Consider the following 15,572-nt stretch of genomic DNA (forward strand, 5'->3'; position numbering starts at 1 on the left):
GTGACGCAGGCCACAGGCAAACAGCCCCGGGCACTTAGCTCGGTCGATAAACGCGCACATTGGCATGCCCCTCACTGAGCAAATGGTGAGCATGCAGGCGACTCATCACGCCTTTGTCGCAATACAGCAGGTACTGGCGAGTCGGATCCAGCTCCTTGAAACGAGCGTTCACTGCGTAGAACGGCATCGTCTGTACTTCTACCCCAGCGAGTTCCAGCGGCTCATCCTCGGCGGCATCCGGGTGACGGATGTCGATCACGATCTGGCCGGCCAGTGCTTCGCTGACTTCTTCAATCTGTACGTCCTGGCCCAATTCGTCGATTACCCGATCGATCGGCACCAGTTTGGCGTTTTCGAGCGCACGCTCGAGGACTGCCATGTCGAATTCTTTCTCTTCGTGCTCAACGCGACCGCGTTTGGCGGCGGTCTTCGGATTGACCGAAATGACCCCGCAGTATTCCGGCATATGCCGGGCGAAATCGGCGGTACCGATCTCGTTGGCCGTGTCGATGATGTCCTGCTTGTGCGCCACGATCAGCGGACGCAGGACCAGTTTGTCGGTCACGCAGTCGATCACCGACAGGTTCGGCAGGGTCTGGCTCGACACCTGGGAGATCGCCTCGCCGGTGACCAGTGCCTCGATGTGCAGGCGGTCGGCGATGTTGGAAGCCGCGCGCAACATCATACGCTTCAATACGACGCCCATATGACTGTTATCGACTTTGCCGAGAATTTCGCCCAACACTTCTTCGAACGGAACACTGACAAATAGCACGCGTTGCGAGCTGCCGTACTTCTTCCAGATGAAATGCGCGACTTCCATCACGCCCAATTCGTGGGCACGACCGCCCAGATTGAAAAAGCAGAAGTGCGTCATCAGGCCGCGACGAATGATCTGGTAGGCCGCAACGGTCGAGTCAAAGCCGCCGGACATCAATACCAGCGTCTGCTCCAGGGCGCCGAGCGGGTAGCCGCCGATGCCGTTGTGCTGGCTGTGGATCACGAACAACCGTTTGTCGCGAACTTCGATACGAACTTCGATTTGCGGCGCTTTCAGGTCGATACCGGCGGCACCGCACTCACGGCGCAGCTTGCTGCCGACGTATTTTTCGACGTCCATCGAGCTGAACGTGTGCTTGCCGGCACGCTTGCAGCGCACCGAAAAAATCTTCCCGGCCAGCGCATCGCCGTAGTGCTGTTTGCACTTCTCGGTGATGTCGTCGAAGTCACCCAGCGGGTACTCGTCGATCTGCAGGAAGTGCGCGATGCCCGGCATGCAGGTCAGGCGCTCGCCCATCTCTTTCAAGGCTTTGGCGTCGGTTACGCGGGTTTCCAGCTCGAGATTGTCCCACACACCGTTCACCACCACGGCCGGGTCCAGGTCGCGGAGCACGGTGCGGATGTTCTTGGCCAACTGGCGGATGAATTTCGTCCGGACAGGTCGGCTTTTGATGGTGATCTCGGGGAAGACTTTTACGATTAGTTTCATGAAAACAGCGCGCGAACGGCCAGCCGAAAAAGGGGGGCGCGGATTATAGCGGAAATTGCTCAAGGTTTAACCAGTTAATGTGCAGAAGGTTTTGCATGCACCAAAACGGGTCATTTTCGATTTATAACGCTACATTAGAGGGCGAGATTTTCCGCTTTCAGACGCGTAGCACCTTAATAAGCGTGAATTTGGGGCAAAAAACCCATGCTGGGGCACTGGCATGCAATTTGCTCCCTTGTGAGGCAGGTTGCCTTGGCAGAGTATTCGCGCCGGCATCAACCAAATTCAAGGGCATCCACTACCAAGCCCGAAGCCACCCGGAGGACATATGTCGAAGACGGTTCAACTCATCAAAGATCATGACGTCAAGTGGATTGATCTGCGCTTCACGGACACCAAAGGTACTCAGCACCACGTGACCATGCCGGCTCGCGATGCTTTGGACGACGACTTCTTCGAAGTCGGCAAAATGTTCGACGGCTCCTCCATCGCTGGCTGGAAAGGCATCGAAGCCTCCGACATGATCCTGATGCCGGTTGACGAAACTGCCGTTCTCGACCCGTTCACCGAAGACGCCACCCTGATCCTGGTGTGCGACATCATCGAACCTTCGAGCATGCAAGGCTACGACCGCGACCCACGTGCGATCGCCAAGCGCGCCGAAGAACACCTGAAAGCCACCGGTATCGGTGACACTGTGTTCGCCGGTCCAGAGCCAGAATTCTTCATCTTTGACTCGGTGAAATTCAAGTCGGATATCTCCGGCTCGATGTTCAAGATCTACTCCGAGCAAGGTTCGTGGATGTCCGACCAGGACATCGAAGGCGGCAACAAGGGTCACCGTCCAGGCGTCAAAGGCGGCTACTTCCCGGTTCCACCATTCGACCACGACCACGAAATCCGTACCTCCATGTGCAACGCACTGGAAGAAATGGGCCTGACCGTCGAAGTTCACCACCACGAAGTGGCGACTGCCGGCCAGAACGAAATCGGCGTCAAGTTCAACACCCTGGTGAAGAAAGCCGACGAAACCCAAACCCTGAAGTACGTTGTGCACAACGTTGCTGACGCTTACGGCCGCACCGCGACCTTCATGCCGAAGCCACTGTACGGCGACAACGGTTCGGGCATGCACGTGCACATGTCGATCTGGAAAGACGGCAAGAACACCTTCGCAGGTGAAGGCTATGCCGGTCTGTCCGATACCGCTCTGTACTTCATCGGCGGCATCATCAAACACGGTAAGGCCCTGAACGGCTTCACCAACCCGGCGACCAACTCCTACAAGCGTCTGGTACCAGGCTTCGAAGCTCCAGTGATGCTGGCCTACTCGGCTCGCAACCGCTCCGCTTCGATCCGTATTCCTTACGTGTCGAGCCCGAAAGCCCGCCGTATCGAAGCGCGCTTCCCGGATCCGGCTGCCAACCCGTACCTGGCCTTCGCTGCACTGCTGATGGCCGGTCTGGACGGTATCCAGAACAAGATCCACCCAGGCGACGCTGCTGACAAAAACCTGTACGACCTGCCGCCGGAAGAGGCGAAAGAGATCCCACAAGTTTGTGGCAGCCTGAAAGAAGCCCTGGAAGAGCTGGACAAGGGCCGCGCGTTCCTGACCAAGGGCGGCGTATTCTCCGACGACTTCATCGACGCTTACATCGCGCTGAAATCGGAAGAAGAAATCAAGGTACGCACCTTCGTACACCCACTGGAATATGAGCTGTACTACAGCTGCTGATCCGGTAGCGCTGCGCTACGCGGCGTGACAAAAAGAGGCCTCCTTCGGGAGGCCTTTTTTATTGCCTGGATTATGGCCGACCGAGATCCCCTGTAGGAGTGAGCCCGCTCGCGATAGCGGTGGATCATTGAAGGCAATACTGACTGACACGACGCCATCGCGAGCAGGCTCACTCCGACAGGGGAATTGTGGTGTCTGAATGATCTCTGGATGAGTGCAGGGTTGGGCCAACCGCCGCACCTGTCCTATGCTGCACCCCATCGCTTTCAATCCCGGTCGATTTCATGGGTCGCACCTTTCTCTACATTCTGCTGCTGATCGCCCTGCCCGCCGCCGCGCAGATCTACAAGTACACCGATGCCAATGGCAACACGGTCTACAGCGATCATTCGCCGGAGGGCGTACAGGCACAACCGGTGGAATTGCCGCCGCTCAATCGTGTCGAGCCTCAGGCGCCCAGCGCACCACCTGCGCCCGAAACCGACAACCGTGAACCTGCGCGCAACGCCTACGACATTCTTGAACTCGCCGGACTGCCCAGCGAAGAAGCCCTGCGCGCCAATAACGGCACCTTCACCGTCCAAGTGCTGATCAAGCCGCGCCTGCAGCCGCCGCATCAATTAAGACTGGTTCTGGATGACGAACCCTACGGTCAGCCGAGCAACGTGCCGATCCTGCAACTGGTGAACGTTGATCGTGGTGAACATCGTCTAGCGGTGCAGGTGATCGACGGGCAGACGATCATCCAGCAGAGTCCGCCAGTGGCCCTCAGCGTGCAGCGGGTGCACAAGCCATGATCCGCGCGTGGTTGTTCGTCCTGTCGGCGCTGATGTCGCTGCAAGCTTCAGCCGAGGTCTTCACCTATACCGATGCGCAGGGCAATCGCGTCTACACCGATCAGCCGCGCAGCAACGCCAAGCGCGTTCCCATAGCGACCAGCAATCGCATGTCGGCCAATCCCAGCGCCGCTGCGCCGATCTCCACGGCGAAAAAATCAGTGGAACAACCGCCTTTCCACTACGACATGCTGCGCATTCTGGTGCCTGAACCCGATGCAACCATTCGCAGCAGCGCCGGCGAAATCATCGTCAGCGTTACCAGCGAACCCGGCCTGCAACGCGGCCACCGTTATCGCCTGTTGCTGGATGGCCAAGCCACCGGCGAACCCGGCCTCAGTCCTGTGTTTCCGCTGACCAATATCGATCGTGGCAGCCACAACCTTTCCGTGGAAATCCTTGACACCGAAGGCCGTACCGTCGAACGCACGGCTAACCAGCCCTTCCATATGCTGCGCATGTCGCTTGCGCAGAAGCGTCAGGTCAAACCCTGCACCAAGGACGATTACGGCGTACGCCCGGAATGCCCACTGAAAGACAAACCGCCTGAGCCGAAAAACCCCTTCCTGCGTTTCTTCTAACGCCGTTCAGCTTTGCGCACTATATTGGTGCAATAGATTGCACCGTACCCACAATACAACCCATTTTGGTTCGAAACTTCCCGTTCGAGCTGGCACCCTGCCACTCAAACGAGCGTCAAACGCCTGTTTCAGGCGTTGAACGCTTCTTTTCAGAGCCTTGGTTTGGTTTTTGCATTTTCCCGATACCGACGCTTGTTATTTGCGCACGCTCCGCCCCCAAAAGAGGCTCCGATGACTATTAGCGACGCAATCCACCGTTTGCTGCTCGACAATCTGACCACCGCCACCATTCTGCTCGACGCCGAATTGCGCCTTGAGTACATGAACCCGGCGGCGGAGATGCTGCTCGCCATCAGCGGGCAGCGTAGCCATGGGCAGTTCATCAGCGAGCTGTTCACCGAATCCACCGAGGCGCTGAATTCCCTGCGCCAGGCGGTAGAACAGGCGCATCCGTTTACCAAGCGCGAAGCGATGCTCACCGCCCTCACCGGCCAGACCTTGACCGTGGATTACGCGGTGACGCCAATCCTCAGCAATGGCGCGACCATGCTCCTGCTTGAGGTTCATCCGCGTGACCGCTTGCTGCGGATCACCAAGGAAGAGGCGCAGCTGTCCAAGCAGGAAACCAGCAAAATGCTGGTGCGCGGCCTCGCCCACGAGATCAAGAATCCACTGGGCGGCATCCGCGGCGCTGCGCAATTGCTGGCCCGCGAGCTTCCGGAAGACAGCCTGCGCGATTACACCAACGTGATCATTGAAGAGGCCGACCGCCTGCGCAATCTGGTCGACCGCATGCTCGGTTCGAACAAACTGCCGTCGCTGGCGATGTGCAACGTCCACGAAGTGCTCGAGCGCGTCTGCCAACTGGTCGAAGCCGAAAGTCAGGGCTGCATCACCTTGGTGCGCGATTACGACCCGAGCATTCCCGACGTCTTGATCGACCGCGAACAAATGATTCAGGCGGTGTTGAACATCGTGCGCAACGCGATGCAGGCGATCAGCAGCCAGAACGAGCTGCGTCTGGGCCGCATCAGCCTGCGCACCCGGACCATGCGCCAGTTCACCATCGGCCACGTCCGCCATCGTCTGGTGACCAAGATCGAGATCATCGACAACGGCCCGGGGATCCCGGCGGAACTTCAGGAAACCATTTTCTTTCCCATGGTCAGCGGACGCCCGGACGGTACCGGGCTCGGTCTGGCCATTACCCAGAACATCATCAGCCAGCACCAGGGTCTGATCGAGTGTGACAGCCATCCAGGCCACACCACCTTCTCGATCTTTCTGCCACTGGAACAAGGAGCCACATCGACATGAGCCGTAGTGAAACCGTGTGGATCGTCGATGACGACCGTTCTATCCGTTGGGTTCTGGAAAAGGCCTTGCAGCAGGAAGGTATGACCACCCAGAGCTTCGACAGCGCTGATGGCGTGATGAGTCGCCTGGCCCGTCAGCAGCCTGACGTGATCATTTCCGATATCCGCATGCCGGGTGCCAGTGGTCTGGACCTTCTGGCGCGGATTCGCGAGCAGCATCCAAGGTTGCCGGTCATCATCATGACCGCTCACTCCGATCTGGACAGCGCTGTCGCCTCGTATCAGGGCGGTGCGTTCGAGTATTTGCCGAAGCCGTTCGACGTTGATGAAGCGGTGTCGCTGGTCAAGCGCGCCAATCAGCACGCGCAAGAACAGCAAGGCCTGGAAGTCGTACCGGCCCTGACCCGCACCCCGGAAATCATCGGCGAAGCGCCGGCGATGCAGGAAGTGTTTCGCGCCATCGGCCGCTTGAGCCACTCCAACATCACCGTGCTGATCAACGGCGAATCCGGTACCGGTAAAGAGCTGGTTGCCCACGCCCTGCACCGCCACAGCCCGCGCGCGGCTTCGCCGTTCATCGCGCTGAACATGGCGGCGATTCCCAAGGACCTGATGGAATCCGAGCTGTTCGGCCATGAGAAAGGTGCGTTCACCGGCGCAGCCAACCTGCGTCGTGGCCGCTTCGAACAGGCTGATGGCGGCACGCTGTTTCTCGATGAAATCGGCGACATGCCGGCGGATACGCAAACGCGCCTGCTGCGGGTTCTGGCGGATGGCGAGTTCTATCGCGTCGGCGGGCATGTACCGGTCAAGGTCGACGTGCGCATCATCGCCGCGACGCACCAGAATCTGGAAACCCTGGTGCACGCCGGCAAATTCCGTGAGGACTTGTTCCACCGCCTCAACGTGATCCGCATCCACATCCCGCGCCTGTCGGATCGTCGTGAAGATATCCCGACCCTGGCCAAGCACTTCCTCAGCCGCGCCGCGCAGGAATTGGCGGTGGAGCCGAAGCTGCTGAAAAGCGAGACCGAGGAATACCTGAAGAACCTGCCGTGGGGCGGCAACGTGCGTCAGTTGGAGAACACCTGCCGCTGGATCACGGTGATGGCGTCCGGGCGCGAAGTGCACATCAGCGACCTGCCACCGGAACTGCTCAACCTGCCGCAAGATTCGGCACCGGTGACCAACTGGGAACAGGCGCTGCGCCAGTGGGCCGACCAGGCCTTGGCGCGTGGTCAGTCGAGTTTGCTCGACAGTGCGGTGCCGGCGTTTGAGCGGATCATGATCGAGACGGCGTTGAAGCACACCGCCGGGCGTCGGCGTGATGCGGCGGTGTTGCTGGGCTGGGGGCGGAATACCCTGACGCGCAAGATCAAGGAATTGGGGATGAAGGTTGATGGTGGGGATGATGATGAGGGGGATGAGGGTTAAGCCCCCAGTTCTTCGCTGAACGTCAGATCCAATCGCGAGCAGGCTCACTCCTACAGTTGGAATGCGTCCTACTGTAGGAGTGAGCCTCCTCGCGATGTTTTTAAGGCCACTGTGCACCGCATGAATGCACGATGACCCGTGATCGGGCACTGCGAGTTTCTCCAAATATCGCCTCAAAACATTAAAAGCTCACCCTGCAACAAACATGAAAGCCCCGAATTCCGGGGCCTTCGCGTTTCTCATCAGCTTTTTTGTTTCAAAAAAATAAAACCTGGCACGCCCCCTGCAATACCTCTCACAGGTGATTCGTTTCACCACCCGTTTCGGGGACCTTGGTACAGGCAGGCCGGGGATTCCCCTCTTTACACCGGGCGCAGATCGCCACGCGATGCGTCCACCCTTTTGGGATCCTTGGTACAGGCAGGCCGGGGGTTCCCTCTTTACACCGGACCGACGCGATACGCGAAGTCCACCCCGTTTTGGGAACCCTGATACAGGCAGGTCAGGGACTCCCGCTTTTATTGTTCACGGAGATGGATCTCCAGCCGCCAGCGGTCATCGACTTTGCTGCCGGCCCAGTCTCCTTGCAGCGGTCGCGCTGCAAGCACCGTCAGCAACAACCCCCCATCACTCGCTCGCGTACGCCAGTTCACGTCTTTGCCATTGAGCTTGAGCTGGCCCTTCTGCGCCGATCCCTGGGCCTGAAACAGCAGCGCCACGGTGCCGTCAATAATTTCGCCGTGCAGCTTGGGTTCGTTGTTGAACCACACCACCAGCCCTTGATCCATCACCTCGACTTGTTGCAGCACGGTCGGATCCGGTGTGGTCAGGCGGCCGATCATCAAGCCGATCATCAAACCGACAATCGCCAGCGAACCGATGACTCGCGGCAATAGTTTCGAACGGTTGTCCACAGGCGGCGTAGAATGCCGCTCATCTTTACCTTCGGAGCCGTGCATGTTTCACGTCATCCTTTTTCAACCAGAAATTCCGCCGAATACCGGCAACGTTATCAGGCTGTGCGCCAACAGCGGCTGCCACCTGCATTTGATCGAACCGCTGGGCTTCGAGATGGACGACAAGCGCTTGCGCCGTGCCGGTCTCGACTACCACGAATATGCCACGCTGCAACGTCACGCCGACTTGGCCAGTTGCCTGGAGAGCATCGGTAATCCTCGGGTGTTTGCGTTCACCACCAAGGGCTCGCGACCGTTTCATGATGCCGCGTTCGTCCCGGGCGATGCGTTCATCTTCGGCCCGGAAAGTCGTGGCCTGCCGCCAGAAGTGCTCGATGCCCTGCCGGCGGAACAGCGCCTGCGTTTGCCGATGCGCGAAGGCTGCCGCAGCCTGAACCTGTCCAACACCGTTGCGGTCGCCGTTTACGAAGCCTGGCGCCAGAACGACTTCAAATAACTACACACCTGATCGTTCCCCATGCTCTGCGTGGGAATGCAGCCCGTGACGCTCCGCGTCACTGGACGCGGAGCGTCCCCAGAGGCATTCCCACGCGGAGCGTGGGAACGATCAGCCAAGAAAAAAGCGCCTGTTACGGCGCTTTTTTCGTTGTAGCCAGGACCGTTTATTGAACGGTTGGCGTCTCGCCGCTTTCCTGCATGCGCTGCAGCTCTTGCGCGTACAGGGCGTCGAAGTTCACCGGAGCCAGCATCAGCGCCGGGAACGAACCACGGGTCACCAGGCTGTCCAGGGTTTCGCGCGCGTACGGGAACAGGATGTTCGGGCAGAACGCACCCAGGGTGTGGCTCATCGAAGCCGCGTCCAGGTTCTTGATCAGGAAGATACCGGCCTGCTGCACTTCAGCGATGAAGGCCACTTCTTCACCGTTTTTCACGGTAACGGACAGGGTCAGCACCACTTCGTAGAAATCGCCTTCCAGCGCTTTCTGACGAGTGTTCAGATCCAGCGCGACTGCCGGATCCCACTGCTGGCGGAAGATCGCCGGGCTTTTCGGGGCTTCGAAGGACAGGTCGCGTACGTAGATGCGCTGCAAGGAGAATTGCGGTGCGGTTTCTTCTTCGCTGGCTGCAGTGTTCTGTTGGTCAGTCATCTCAGATCCTTTCTGATCTCGGGTCTTTAAGGGATTGCTGTACGTGGGTGCAGCCGTTCAGGCCTTGAGCAGCGCGTCGAGCTTGCCGGCGCGCTCCAGGGCAAATAAATCATCACAACCGCCGATGTGCTTGCTGCCGATCCAGATCTGCGGCACGGACGTGCGTCCGGCTTTCTGGGCCATTTCGGCGCGCACCTGCGGCTTGCCATCGACCTTGATCTCTTTGAAGGCCACGCCTTTGTTCTCGAGCAGGTACTTGGCTCGCGAGCAATAAGGGCAGTAATCGCTGGAGTAGACGATGACTTCGCTCATATCACTTCACCAGCGGCAGGTTGTCGCCTTTCCAGCTGGAGATCCCGCCGGACAGCTTGGCGGCGGTGAAGCCGGATTTCATCAGTTCGCGGGCGTGGGTGCCGGCGGTCTGGCCCAGGGCGTCGACCAGAATGATGGTCTTGGCCTTGTGCTTTTCCAGCTCGGCGGTGCGCGCAGCCAGTTTGTCCTGGGGAATGTTCACCGCGCCAACGATGTGGCCAGCAGCGAAATCCTTGGCCGGACGGATGTCCACCACCACGCCTGCATCTTTGTTGACCAACGCGGTCAGCTCGCCTGTGCTCAGGCTTTTACCGCCGCCCTGCATCGTGTGCGCCAGCAGCAGAGCCAGCAGTACGACGAAGATACCGACAAGAATGTAGTGGTTAGTGGCAAATTCAATCAGGTGAGCAACCATCGAAGGAGGTTCCAGGGCGTTAAAATGTCGGCCAGTATACACAGCCACTATGGTCGGCCAAACCCCGTCCGGCGGTGACGCGGTCGGAACTTAGCTTTAAACTCCAACTCCCTTTTCCATCGCCCTCTTCTTTATTAGCCACGAGTGGATTCCATGACGACTACGCCTAAACCTTTGGTCCTGATGATTCTCGACGGCTTCGGTCACAGCGACAGCCCTGAATCCAATGCCGTTTTTGCGGCGAAGAAGCCTGTTCTCGATCGCCTCTGGGCCAGCGTGCCGAACGGCTTGATCTCGGGCAGCGGCATGGACGTCGGCCTGCCGGACGGCCAGATGGGCAACTCCGAAGTCGGTCACATGAACCTCGGCGCCGGTCGCGTGGTGTATCAGGACTTCACCCGCGTGACCAAGTCGATCCGCGACGGCGAATTTTTCGAAAACCCGACCATCTGCGCTGCCGTGGATAAAGCCGTGGCTGCCGGCAAAGCCGTGCACTTCATGGGCCTGCTCTCCGATGGCGGCGTGCACAGCCACCAGGATCACCTGATCGCCATGGCCGAACTGGCATTCAAGCGTGGCGCCGAAAAAATCTACCTGCACGCCTTCCTCGATGGCCGCGACACCCCACCGAAAAGCGCTGCGTCGTCGATCGAGCTTCTCGACGCGACTTTCCAGGCACTCGGCAAGGGCCGTATCGCCAGCATCATCGGCCGTTACTTCGCCATGGACCGTGACAACCGCTGGGATCGCGTCGCTCAGGCGTACAACCTGATCGTCGACGGCAACAGCGAATTCAACGCCGCCACCGCTCAGGAAGGTCTCGACGCTGCTTACGCGCGCGGTGAGAGCGACGAATTCGTCAAAGCCACGACCATTGGTGAGCCGGTAAAAATCGAAGACGGCGACGCCGTGGTGTTCATGAACTTCCGCGCCGACCGTGCCCGCGAGCTGACTCGCGTGTTCGTCGAAGACGACTTCAAGGATTTCGAACGCGCACGCCAGCCGAAACTGGCCGGTTTCGTCATGCTGACCCAATACGCCGCAAGCATTCCGGCTCCGTCGGCATTCGCTGCGGGCAGCCTGGAAAACGTTCTCGGCGACTATCTGGCGAAGAACGGCAAAACCCAGCTGCGCATCGCTGAAACCGAGAAATACGCGCACGTGACCTTCTTTTTCTCCGGCGGTCGCGAAGAACCGTTCCCGGGCGAAGAACGCATCCTGATCCCGTCGCCGAAAGTCGCTACCTACGACTTGCAGCCGGAAATGAGCGCGCCTGAGGTAACCGACCGCATCGTCGAGGCTATCGAAAACCAGCGTTACGACGTGATCGTGGTCAACTACGCCAACGGTGACATGGTTGGCCACAGCGGCGTGTTCGACGCGGCGGTGAAAGCCGTTGAGTGCCTCGACACCTGCGTCGGTCGCATTGTTGACGCACTGGAAAAGGTTGGCGGTGAAGCGCTGATTACCGCTGACCACGGCAACGTCGAGCAAATGGCCGATGAATCCACCGGGCAAGCGCACACCGCGCACACCACCGAGCCGGTGCCGTTCATTTATGTCGGCAAGCGCGACCTCAAGGTCCGTGAAGGCGGCGTGCTGGCGGATGTGGCGCCGACCATGCTGAAACTGCTGGGCCTGGAAAAACCTGCGGAAATGACCGGCACCTCTATCCTGGTCTGACCCCAATCGCCAAAACACCGCAAAACCCTGTGGGAGCTGGCTTGCCAGCGATAGCAATCTGACAGCCAACATCTATGTTGAATGTGCAGACGTCATCGCTGGCAAGCCAGCTCCCACAGTGGTTTATGGAGTTTTCGAAATGGAATTCGGTGTATTGCTTGGTCCAGTTATCACACAGCCCCAATTGGGCGTTTTTTTTGCAGCCTCGGGCGGGCATACTAGGCCGTCCCTTACCCTGGTGCCGCCCGCCTCTATGCTCCGCGTCCTGATCGCCCTCGCTCTGACCTGCCTGCTCCAACCGGCCTTCGCTGACGAGCGCGCGCAAACCCAACAGCAGTTGGACGCTACGCGTCAGGACATTGCCGAGCTGAAAAAGCTGTTGAGCAAAGTCCAGGAAGAAAAATCCGGCGTACAGAAACAGCTCAAGGGCACTGAAACCGAGCTGGGCAAGCTGCAGAAGCAGGTCGATGCACTGCAGAAAGAACTGCAGAAGAGCGAATCCGAGCTACAGCGACTCGATGCAGAGAAAAAAAAACTCCAGAGCGCGCGCACTGAACAGCAGCGACTGATCGCCATTCAGGCCCGAGCGGCCTATCAGAACGGTCGGCAGGAATACCTCAAGCTGCTGCTCAACCAGCAGAATCCAGAGAAATTCGCCCGCACCCTCACTTATTACGATTATCTGAGCCAGGCCCGCCTGGAGCAGTTGAAGAACTTCAACGAAACCCTGCGCCAATTGGCCAATGTCGAAAAAGACATTGCCGCCCAGCAGGCGCAGTTGCTGGTACAGAAAAGCAACCTCGATACCCAGCGCGACGAGCTGGAGAATGTCCGCAAGGAACGCCAGCAAGTCCTCGCCAAACTCAACGATGATGTGAAAGCCCGCGACCAGAAACTTGCCACCCGTGAGCAGGATCAGGCAGACCTGTCTAAAGTCCTTAAAACCATTGAGGAAACCCTGGCCCGCCAGGCCCGTGAGGCAGAAGAAGCGCGGCAGAAAGCGCTGATCGCCCAGCAGGAAGCGGAAAAAAAGCGCTTGCGTGAGGCGCAGGCTGAAAACAGCGACGCCCCACGAAAACCCGCCAGATCCACTCCCGGCGCGCTGGTCTCCAGCAGCGGCGAGACCTTCGGTGGCCCTTTTGCTGCAACGCGGGGAAAACTTCCTTGGCCGGTTGATGGTCGACTGCTGGCGCGCTTCGGCGAAAGCCGTGGTGACGACGCCCGCACCAAGTGGGACGGGGTGATGATCAGCGCCTCCGCCGGCAGCCAGGTGCACGCCGTACACGGCGGTCGCGTGGTCTTCGCCGACTGGTTGCGCGGTGCCGGGCTGTTGGTGATCCTTGATCACGGCAACGGTTTTTTGAGTCTTTACGGTCACAACCAGACGCTGCTCAAGTCGGCTGGGGACGTGGTTAAAGCCGGTGAGTCGATCTCCACTGTCGGTAACAGTGGCGGTCAAGACACATCAGCGCTGTATTTCGCAATTCGTCAGCAGGGTCACCCGAGTGATCCGGCGCAATGGTGCCGTGCGCAAGGATAAGCGCACCGCCTAATTCAGGAGTTCGTTCGACATGCTGCATTTGTCCCGCCTTACCTCGCTGGCCCTGACGATCGCCCTGGTGATCGGCGCGCCTCTGGCGTTTGCCGCTCAACCGGCCCCGGCCGTCGCTCCGGCAGGCACTGCCGCGACCTCCAAGGCGCCGTTGCCGCTGGAAGAGTTGCGCACCTTTGCCGAGGTCATGGACCGGATCAAAGCCGCTTACGTCGAGCCGGTGGACGACAAGACCCTGCTGGAAAACGCGATCAAGGGCATGCTCAGCAACCTCGACCCGCACTCGGCCTACCTCGGCCCGGAAGACTTCACCGAGCTGCAGGAAAGTACCAGCGGTGAATTCGGCGGCCTGGGTATCGAAGTCGGCGCCGAAGACGGCTTCATCAAAGTGGTCTCGCCAATCGATGACACCCCGGCGTCGAAGGCCGGCATTCAGGCTGGCGACTTCATCGTCAAGATCAACGGTGCGCCAACACGCGGCCAGACCATGACCGAAGCCGTCGACAAGATGCGCGGCAAGATCGGCCAGAAAATCACCCTGACCCTGGTGCGCGACGGCGGCACGCCGTTCGACGTGACCCTGGCACGCGCCGTGATTCAGGTGAAGAGCGTCAAGGCGCAACTGCTGGAAACCGGCTATGCGTATATCCGCATCACCCAGTTCCAGGTCAAGACCGGCGAAGAAGTTTCCAAAGCCCTGGCCAAGCTGCGCAAGGACAACGGCAAGAAACTCAACGGCATCATCCTCGACCTGCGCAACAACCCGGGTGGCGTGCTGCAGGCAGCGGTAGAAGTGGTTGACCACTTCATCACCAAAGGCCTGATCGTCTACACCAAAGGCCGGATCGCCAACTCCGAGCTGCGTTTCTCGGCCACCGGCAAAGACGAAAGCGAAGCGGTGCCGATGGTGGTGCTGATCAACGGTGGCAGCGCCTCGGCGTCGGAAATCGTCGCCGGTGCCCTGCAGGATCAGAAACGCGCGGTAGTAATGGGTACCACCAGTTTCGGCAAAGGCTCGGTGCAAACCGTTCTGCCGCTGAACAACGACCGCGCGCTGAAGATCACCACCGCGCTGTACTTCACGCCGAATGGCCGCTCGATTCAGGCGCAAGGCATCGTCCCGGACATCGAAGTGCGCAAGGCCAAAATCACCAGCGAGGCCGACAGCGATTACTTCAAGGAAGCCGATCTGCAAGGTCACTTGGGCAATGGCAACGGCGGCGCAGACAAACCGACCGGTTCCAGCGCCAAGGCCAAAGCGATGCCGCAGGATGACGATTACCAACTGGCCCAGGCCCTGAGCCTGCTCAAAGGCCTGAGCATCACGTCCGGCCGTTGAGGATGTCTTTGCGTTTCGTCTTCGTTCTGTTGTGCTGTCTGGCGGGTGCTGCTCACGCAGAGCCCGTCAGCCCAAAGCCACACAAAGCCTACCTGACACTGATCATCGATGACCTGGGGCAGAACCTGCCCCGGGATCGCCGTGTGCTGGCTCTGCCCGGCCCGGTGACCACGGCGATCATGCCCGACACCCCGCACGCTACCGAATTTGCCCGCGAAGCGCATCGCGCCGGCAAGATCGTCATCCTGCACATGCCAATGGATCCGGCCACCGGGCCCTACGCCTGGCACCCCGAACTGCCGATCGAAGAGCTGCAAAAACGCCTCGACGCTGCGTTCAAAATGGTCCCCTACACCGCTGGCATCAACAACCACATGGGCAGCCGCATGACTGCGCAACCGGTGGCGATGGCGTGGTTGATGGGCGAATTGCAGCGCCGGCACAAATTCTTCGTCGACAGCCGCACCAGTGCGCAAACCGTTGCGGCGCAGCAGGCGCAGAAGATCGATCTGGCGAGCGTTTCGCGGGATGTTTTTCTCGATGACGAGCGTACCGAGGCGGCGATCTCCACCCAGTTGCAGACGGCGATCAGCCTGGCGCACAAGCAGGGCTCGGCGGTGATGATCGGCCATCCGTATCCGCAGACGTTGGCGGTGCTGGAGCGAGAGTTGCCGAAGCTGAAGGCTCAAGGCATCGAGTGGATCGACATCAAGCAGATGATCAGCGTGCGTAGTAATAGGGCGACGGCTGCACACGGGACAAATGGCATTTACCGTTAACCTGTCTATTAACGAACGAACTTCTTTACAAACCCC

15 protein-coding genes are annotated in these 15,572 nt (G+C 59.4%); 10 read left to right on the forward strand and 5 right to left on the reverse strand.

Annotated features, from left to right (window positions below; all coding sequences use genetic code 11):
• Positions 1–34: 34 nt before the first annotated feature.
• Positions 35–1,489, reverse strand: coding sequence for a tRNA uracil 4-sulfurtransferase ThiI (gene thiI, locus CQ009_RS10905; RefSeq protein WP_105706072.1), 1,455 nt, complete (start codon positions 1,487–1,489; stop codon positions 35–37).
• A gap of 328 nt (positions 1,490–1,817) precedes the next feature.
• Between thiI and glnA the strand changes: the two genes are divergently transcribed.
• From glnA to ntrC, 5 genes are all read left to right on the forward strand, one after another.
• A complete protein-coding gene (gene glnA, locus CQ009_RS10915; RefSeq protein ID WP_008080570.1) occupies positions 1,818–3,224 on the forward strand; it encodes a type I glutamate--ammonia ligase in 1,407 nt (468 codons plus the stop codon).
• Between the two features lie 284 nt (positions 3,225–3,508).
• A complete protein-coding gene (locus CQ009_RS10920) occupies positions 3,509–4,021 on the forward strand; it encodes a DUF4124 domain-containing protein (RefSeq protein ID WP_105706074.1) in 513 nt (170 codons plus the stop codon).
• Positions 4,018–4,641 (forward strand): DUF4124 domain-containing protein, encoded by a 624-nt coding sequence (locus CQ009_RS10925; RefSeq protein WP_064388912.1) that lies wholly within the window; start codon positions 4,018–4,020, stop codon positions 4,639–4,641. Before CQ009_RS10920 ends, CQ009_RS10925 begins: the two co-directional genes overlap by 4 nt.
• A gap of 231 nt (positions 4,642–4,872) precedes the next feature.
• Positions 4,873–5,958 carry a nitrogen regulation protein NR(II) gene (glnL, locus tag CQ009_RS10930; RefSeq protein ID WP_007909240.1) on the forward strand — a complete coding sequence of 362 codons (1,086 nt, stop codon included), beginning with the start codon at positions 4,873–4,875 and terminating at the stop codon, positions 5,956–5,958.
• Entirely contained in the window at positions 5,955–7,391 is a 1,437-nt protein-coding gene (ntrC, locus tag CQ009_RS10935; protein ID WP_007909238.1) for a nitrogen regulation protein NR(I), read from the forward strand. Before glnL ends, ntrC begins: the two co-directional genes overlap by 4 nt.
• 518 nt (positions 7,392–7,909) lie before the next feature.
• On the opposite strand, the gene CQ009_RS10940 is transcribed toward ntrC, so the two are convergent.
• Positions 7,910–8,350 (reverse strand): hypothetical protein, encoded by a 441-nt coding sequence (locus CQ009_RS10940; protein WP_105706076.1) that lies wholly within the window; start codon positions 8,348–8,350, stop codon positions 7,910–7,912.
• Here CQ009_RS10940 and CQ009_RS10945 point away from each other — a divergent pair.
• Complete coding sequence (locus tag CQ009_RS10945) at positions 8,349–8,804, forward strand: tRNA (cytidine(34)-2'-O)-methyltransferase (RefSeq protein ID WP_064388914.1); 456 nt, start codon at positions 8,349–8,351, stop codon at positions 8,802–8,804. The two genes, CQ009_RS10940 and CQ009_RS10945, sit on opposite strands and share 2 nt — an antisense overlap.
• 166 nt (positions 8,805–8,970) lie before the next feature.
• Here CQ009_RS10945 and secB read toward each other — a convergent pair whose 3' ends face one another.
• The 3 genes from secB to CQ009_RS10960 are packed head-to-tail and all read right to left on the reverse strand — an operon-like array spanning position 8,971 to position 10,183.
• Positions 8,971–9,456, reverse strand: coding sequence for a protein-export chaperone SecB (secB, locus tag CQ009_RS10950; protein WP_007909233.1), 486 nt, complete (start codon positions 9,454–9,456; stop codon positions 8,971–8,973).
• A gap of 57 nt (positions 9,457–9,513) precedes the next feature.
• Entirely contained in the window at positions 9,514–9,768 is a 255-nt protein-coding gene (gene grxC / locus CQ009_RS10955) for a glutaredoxin 3 (protein ID WP_007909231.1), read from the reverse strand.
• Position 9,769: 1 nt separating this feature from the next.
• Positions 9,770–10,183, reverse strand: coding sequence for a rhodanese-like domain-containing protein (locus CQ009_RS10960; protein ID WP_064388915.1), 414 nt, complete (start codon positions 10,181–10,183; stop codon positions 9,770–9,772).
• 153 nt (positions 10,184–10,336) lie between these two features.
• On the opposite strand from CQ009_RS10960, the gene gpmI reads away from it, so the two are divergent.
• The 4 genes from gpmI (at position 10,337) to CQ009_RS10985 (ending at position 15,536) form a co-directional block, all read left to right on the forward strand.
• On the forward strand, positions 10,337–11,866 hold the full coding sequence (gene gpmI / locus CQ009_RS10965) for a 2,3-bisphosphoglycerate-independent phosphoglycerate mutase (protein ID WP_064388916.1): 1,530 nt from the start codon (positions 10,337–10,339) through the stop codon (positions 11,864–11,866).
• A gap of 253 nt (positions 11,867–12,119) precedes the next feature.
• Positions 12,120–13,406: a murein hydrolase activator EnvC gene (locus tag CQ009_RS10975; protein WP_105706082.1), complete on the forward strand. Its 1,287-nt coding sequence runs from the start codon at positions 12,120–12,122 to the stop codon at positions 13,404–13,406.
• Positions 13,407–13,437: 31 nt separating this feature from the next.
• Complete coding sequence (locus tag CQ009_RS10980) at positions 13,438–14,757, forward strand: S41 family peptidase (protein ID WP_064388918.1); 1,320 nt, start codon at positions 13,438–13,440, stop codon at positions 14,755–14,757.
• 2 nt (positions 14,758–14,759) lie between these two features.
• Positions 14,760–15,536, forward strand: a complete 777-nt coding sequence (locus tag CQ009_RS10985; RefSeq protein ID WP_064388919.1) for a divergent polysaccharide deacetylase family protein — start codon at positions 14,760–14,762, stop codon at positions 15,534–15,536.
• Positions 15,537–15,572: the final 36 nt, after the last annotated feature.

This window comes from Pseudomonas sp. MYb2 (genome assembly GCF_002979955.1).
In the GTDB taxonomy this organism is placed as follows: domain Bacteria; phylum Pseudomonadota; class Gammaproteobacteria; order Pseudomonadales; family Pseudomonadaceae; genus Aquipseudomonas.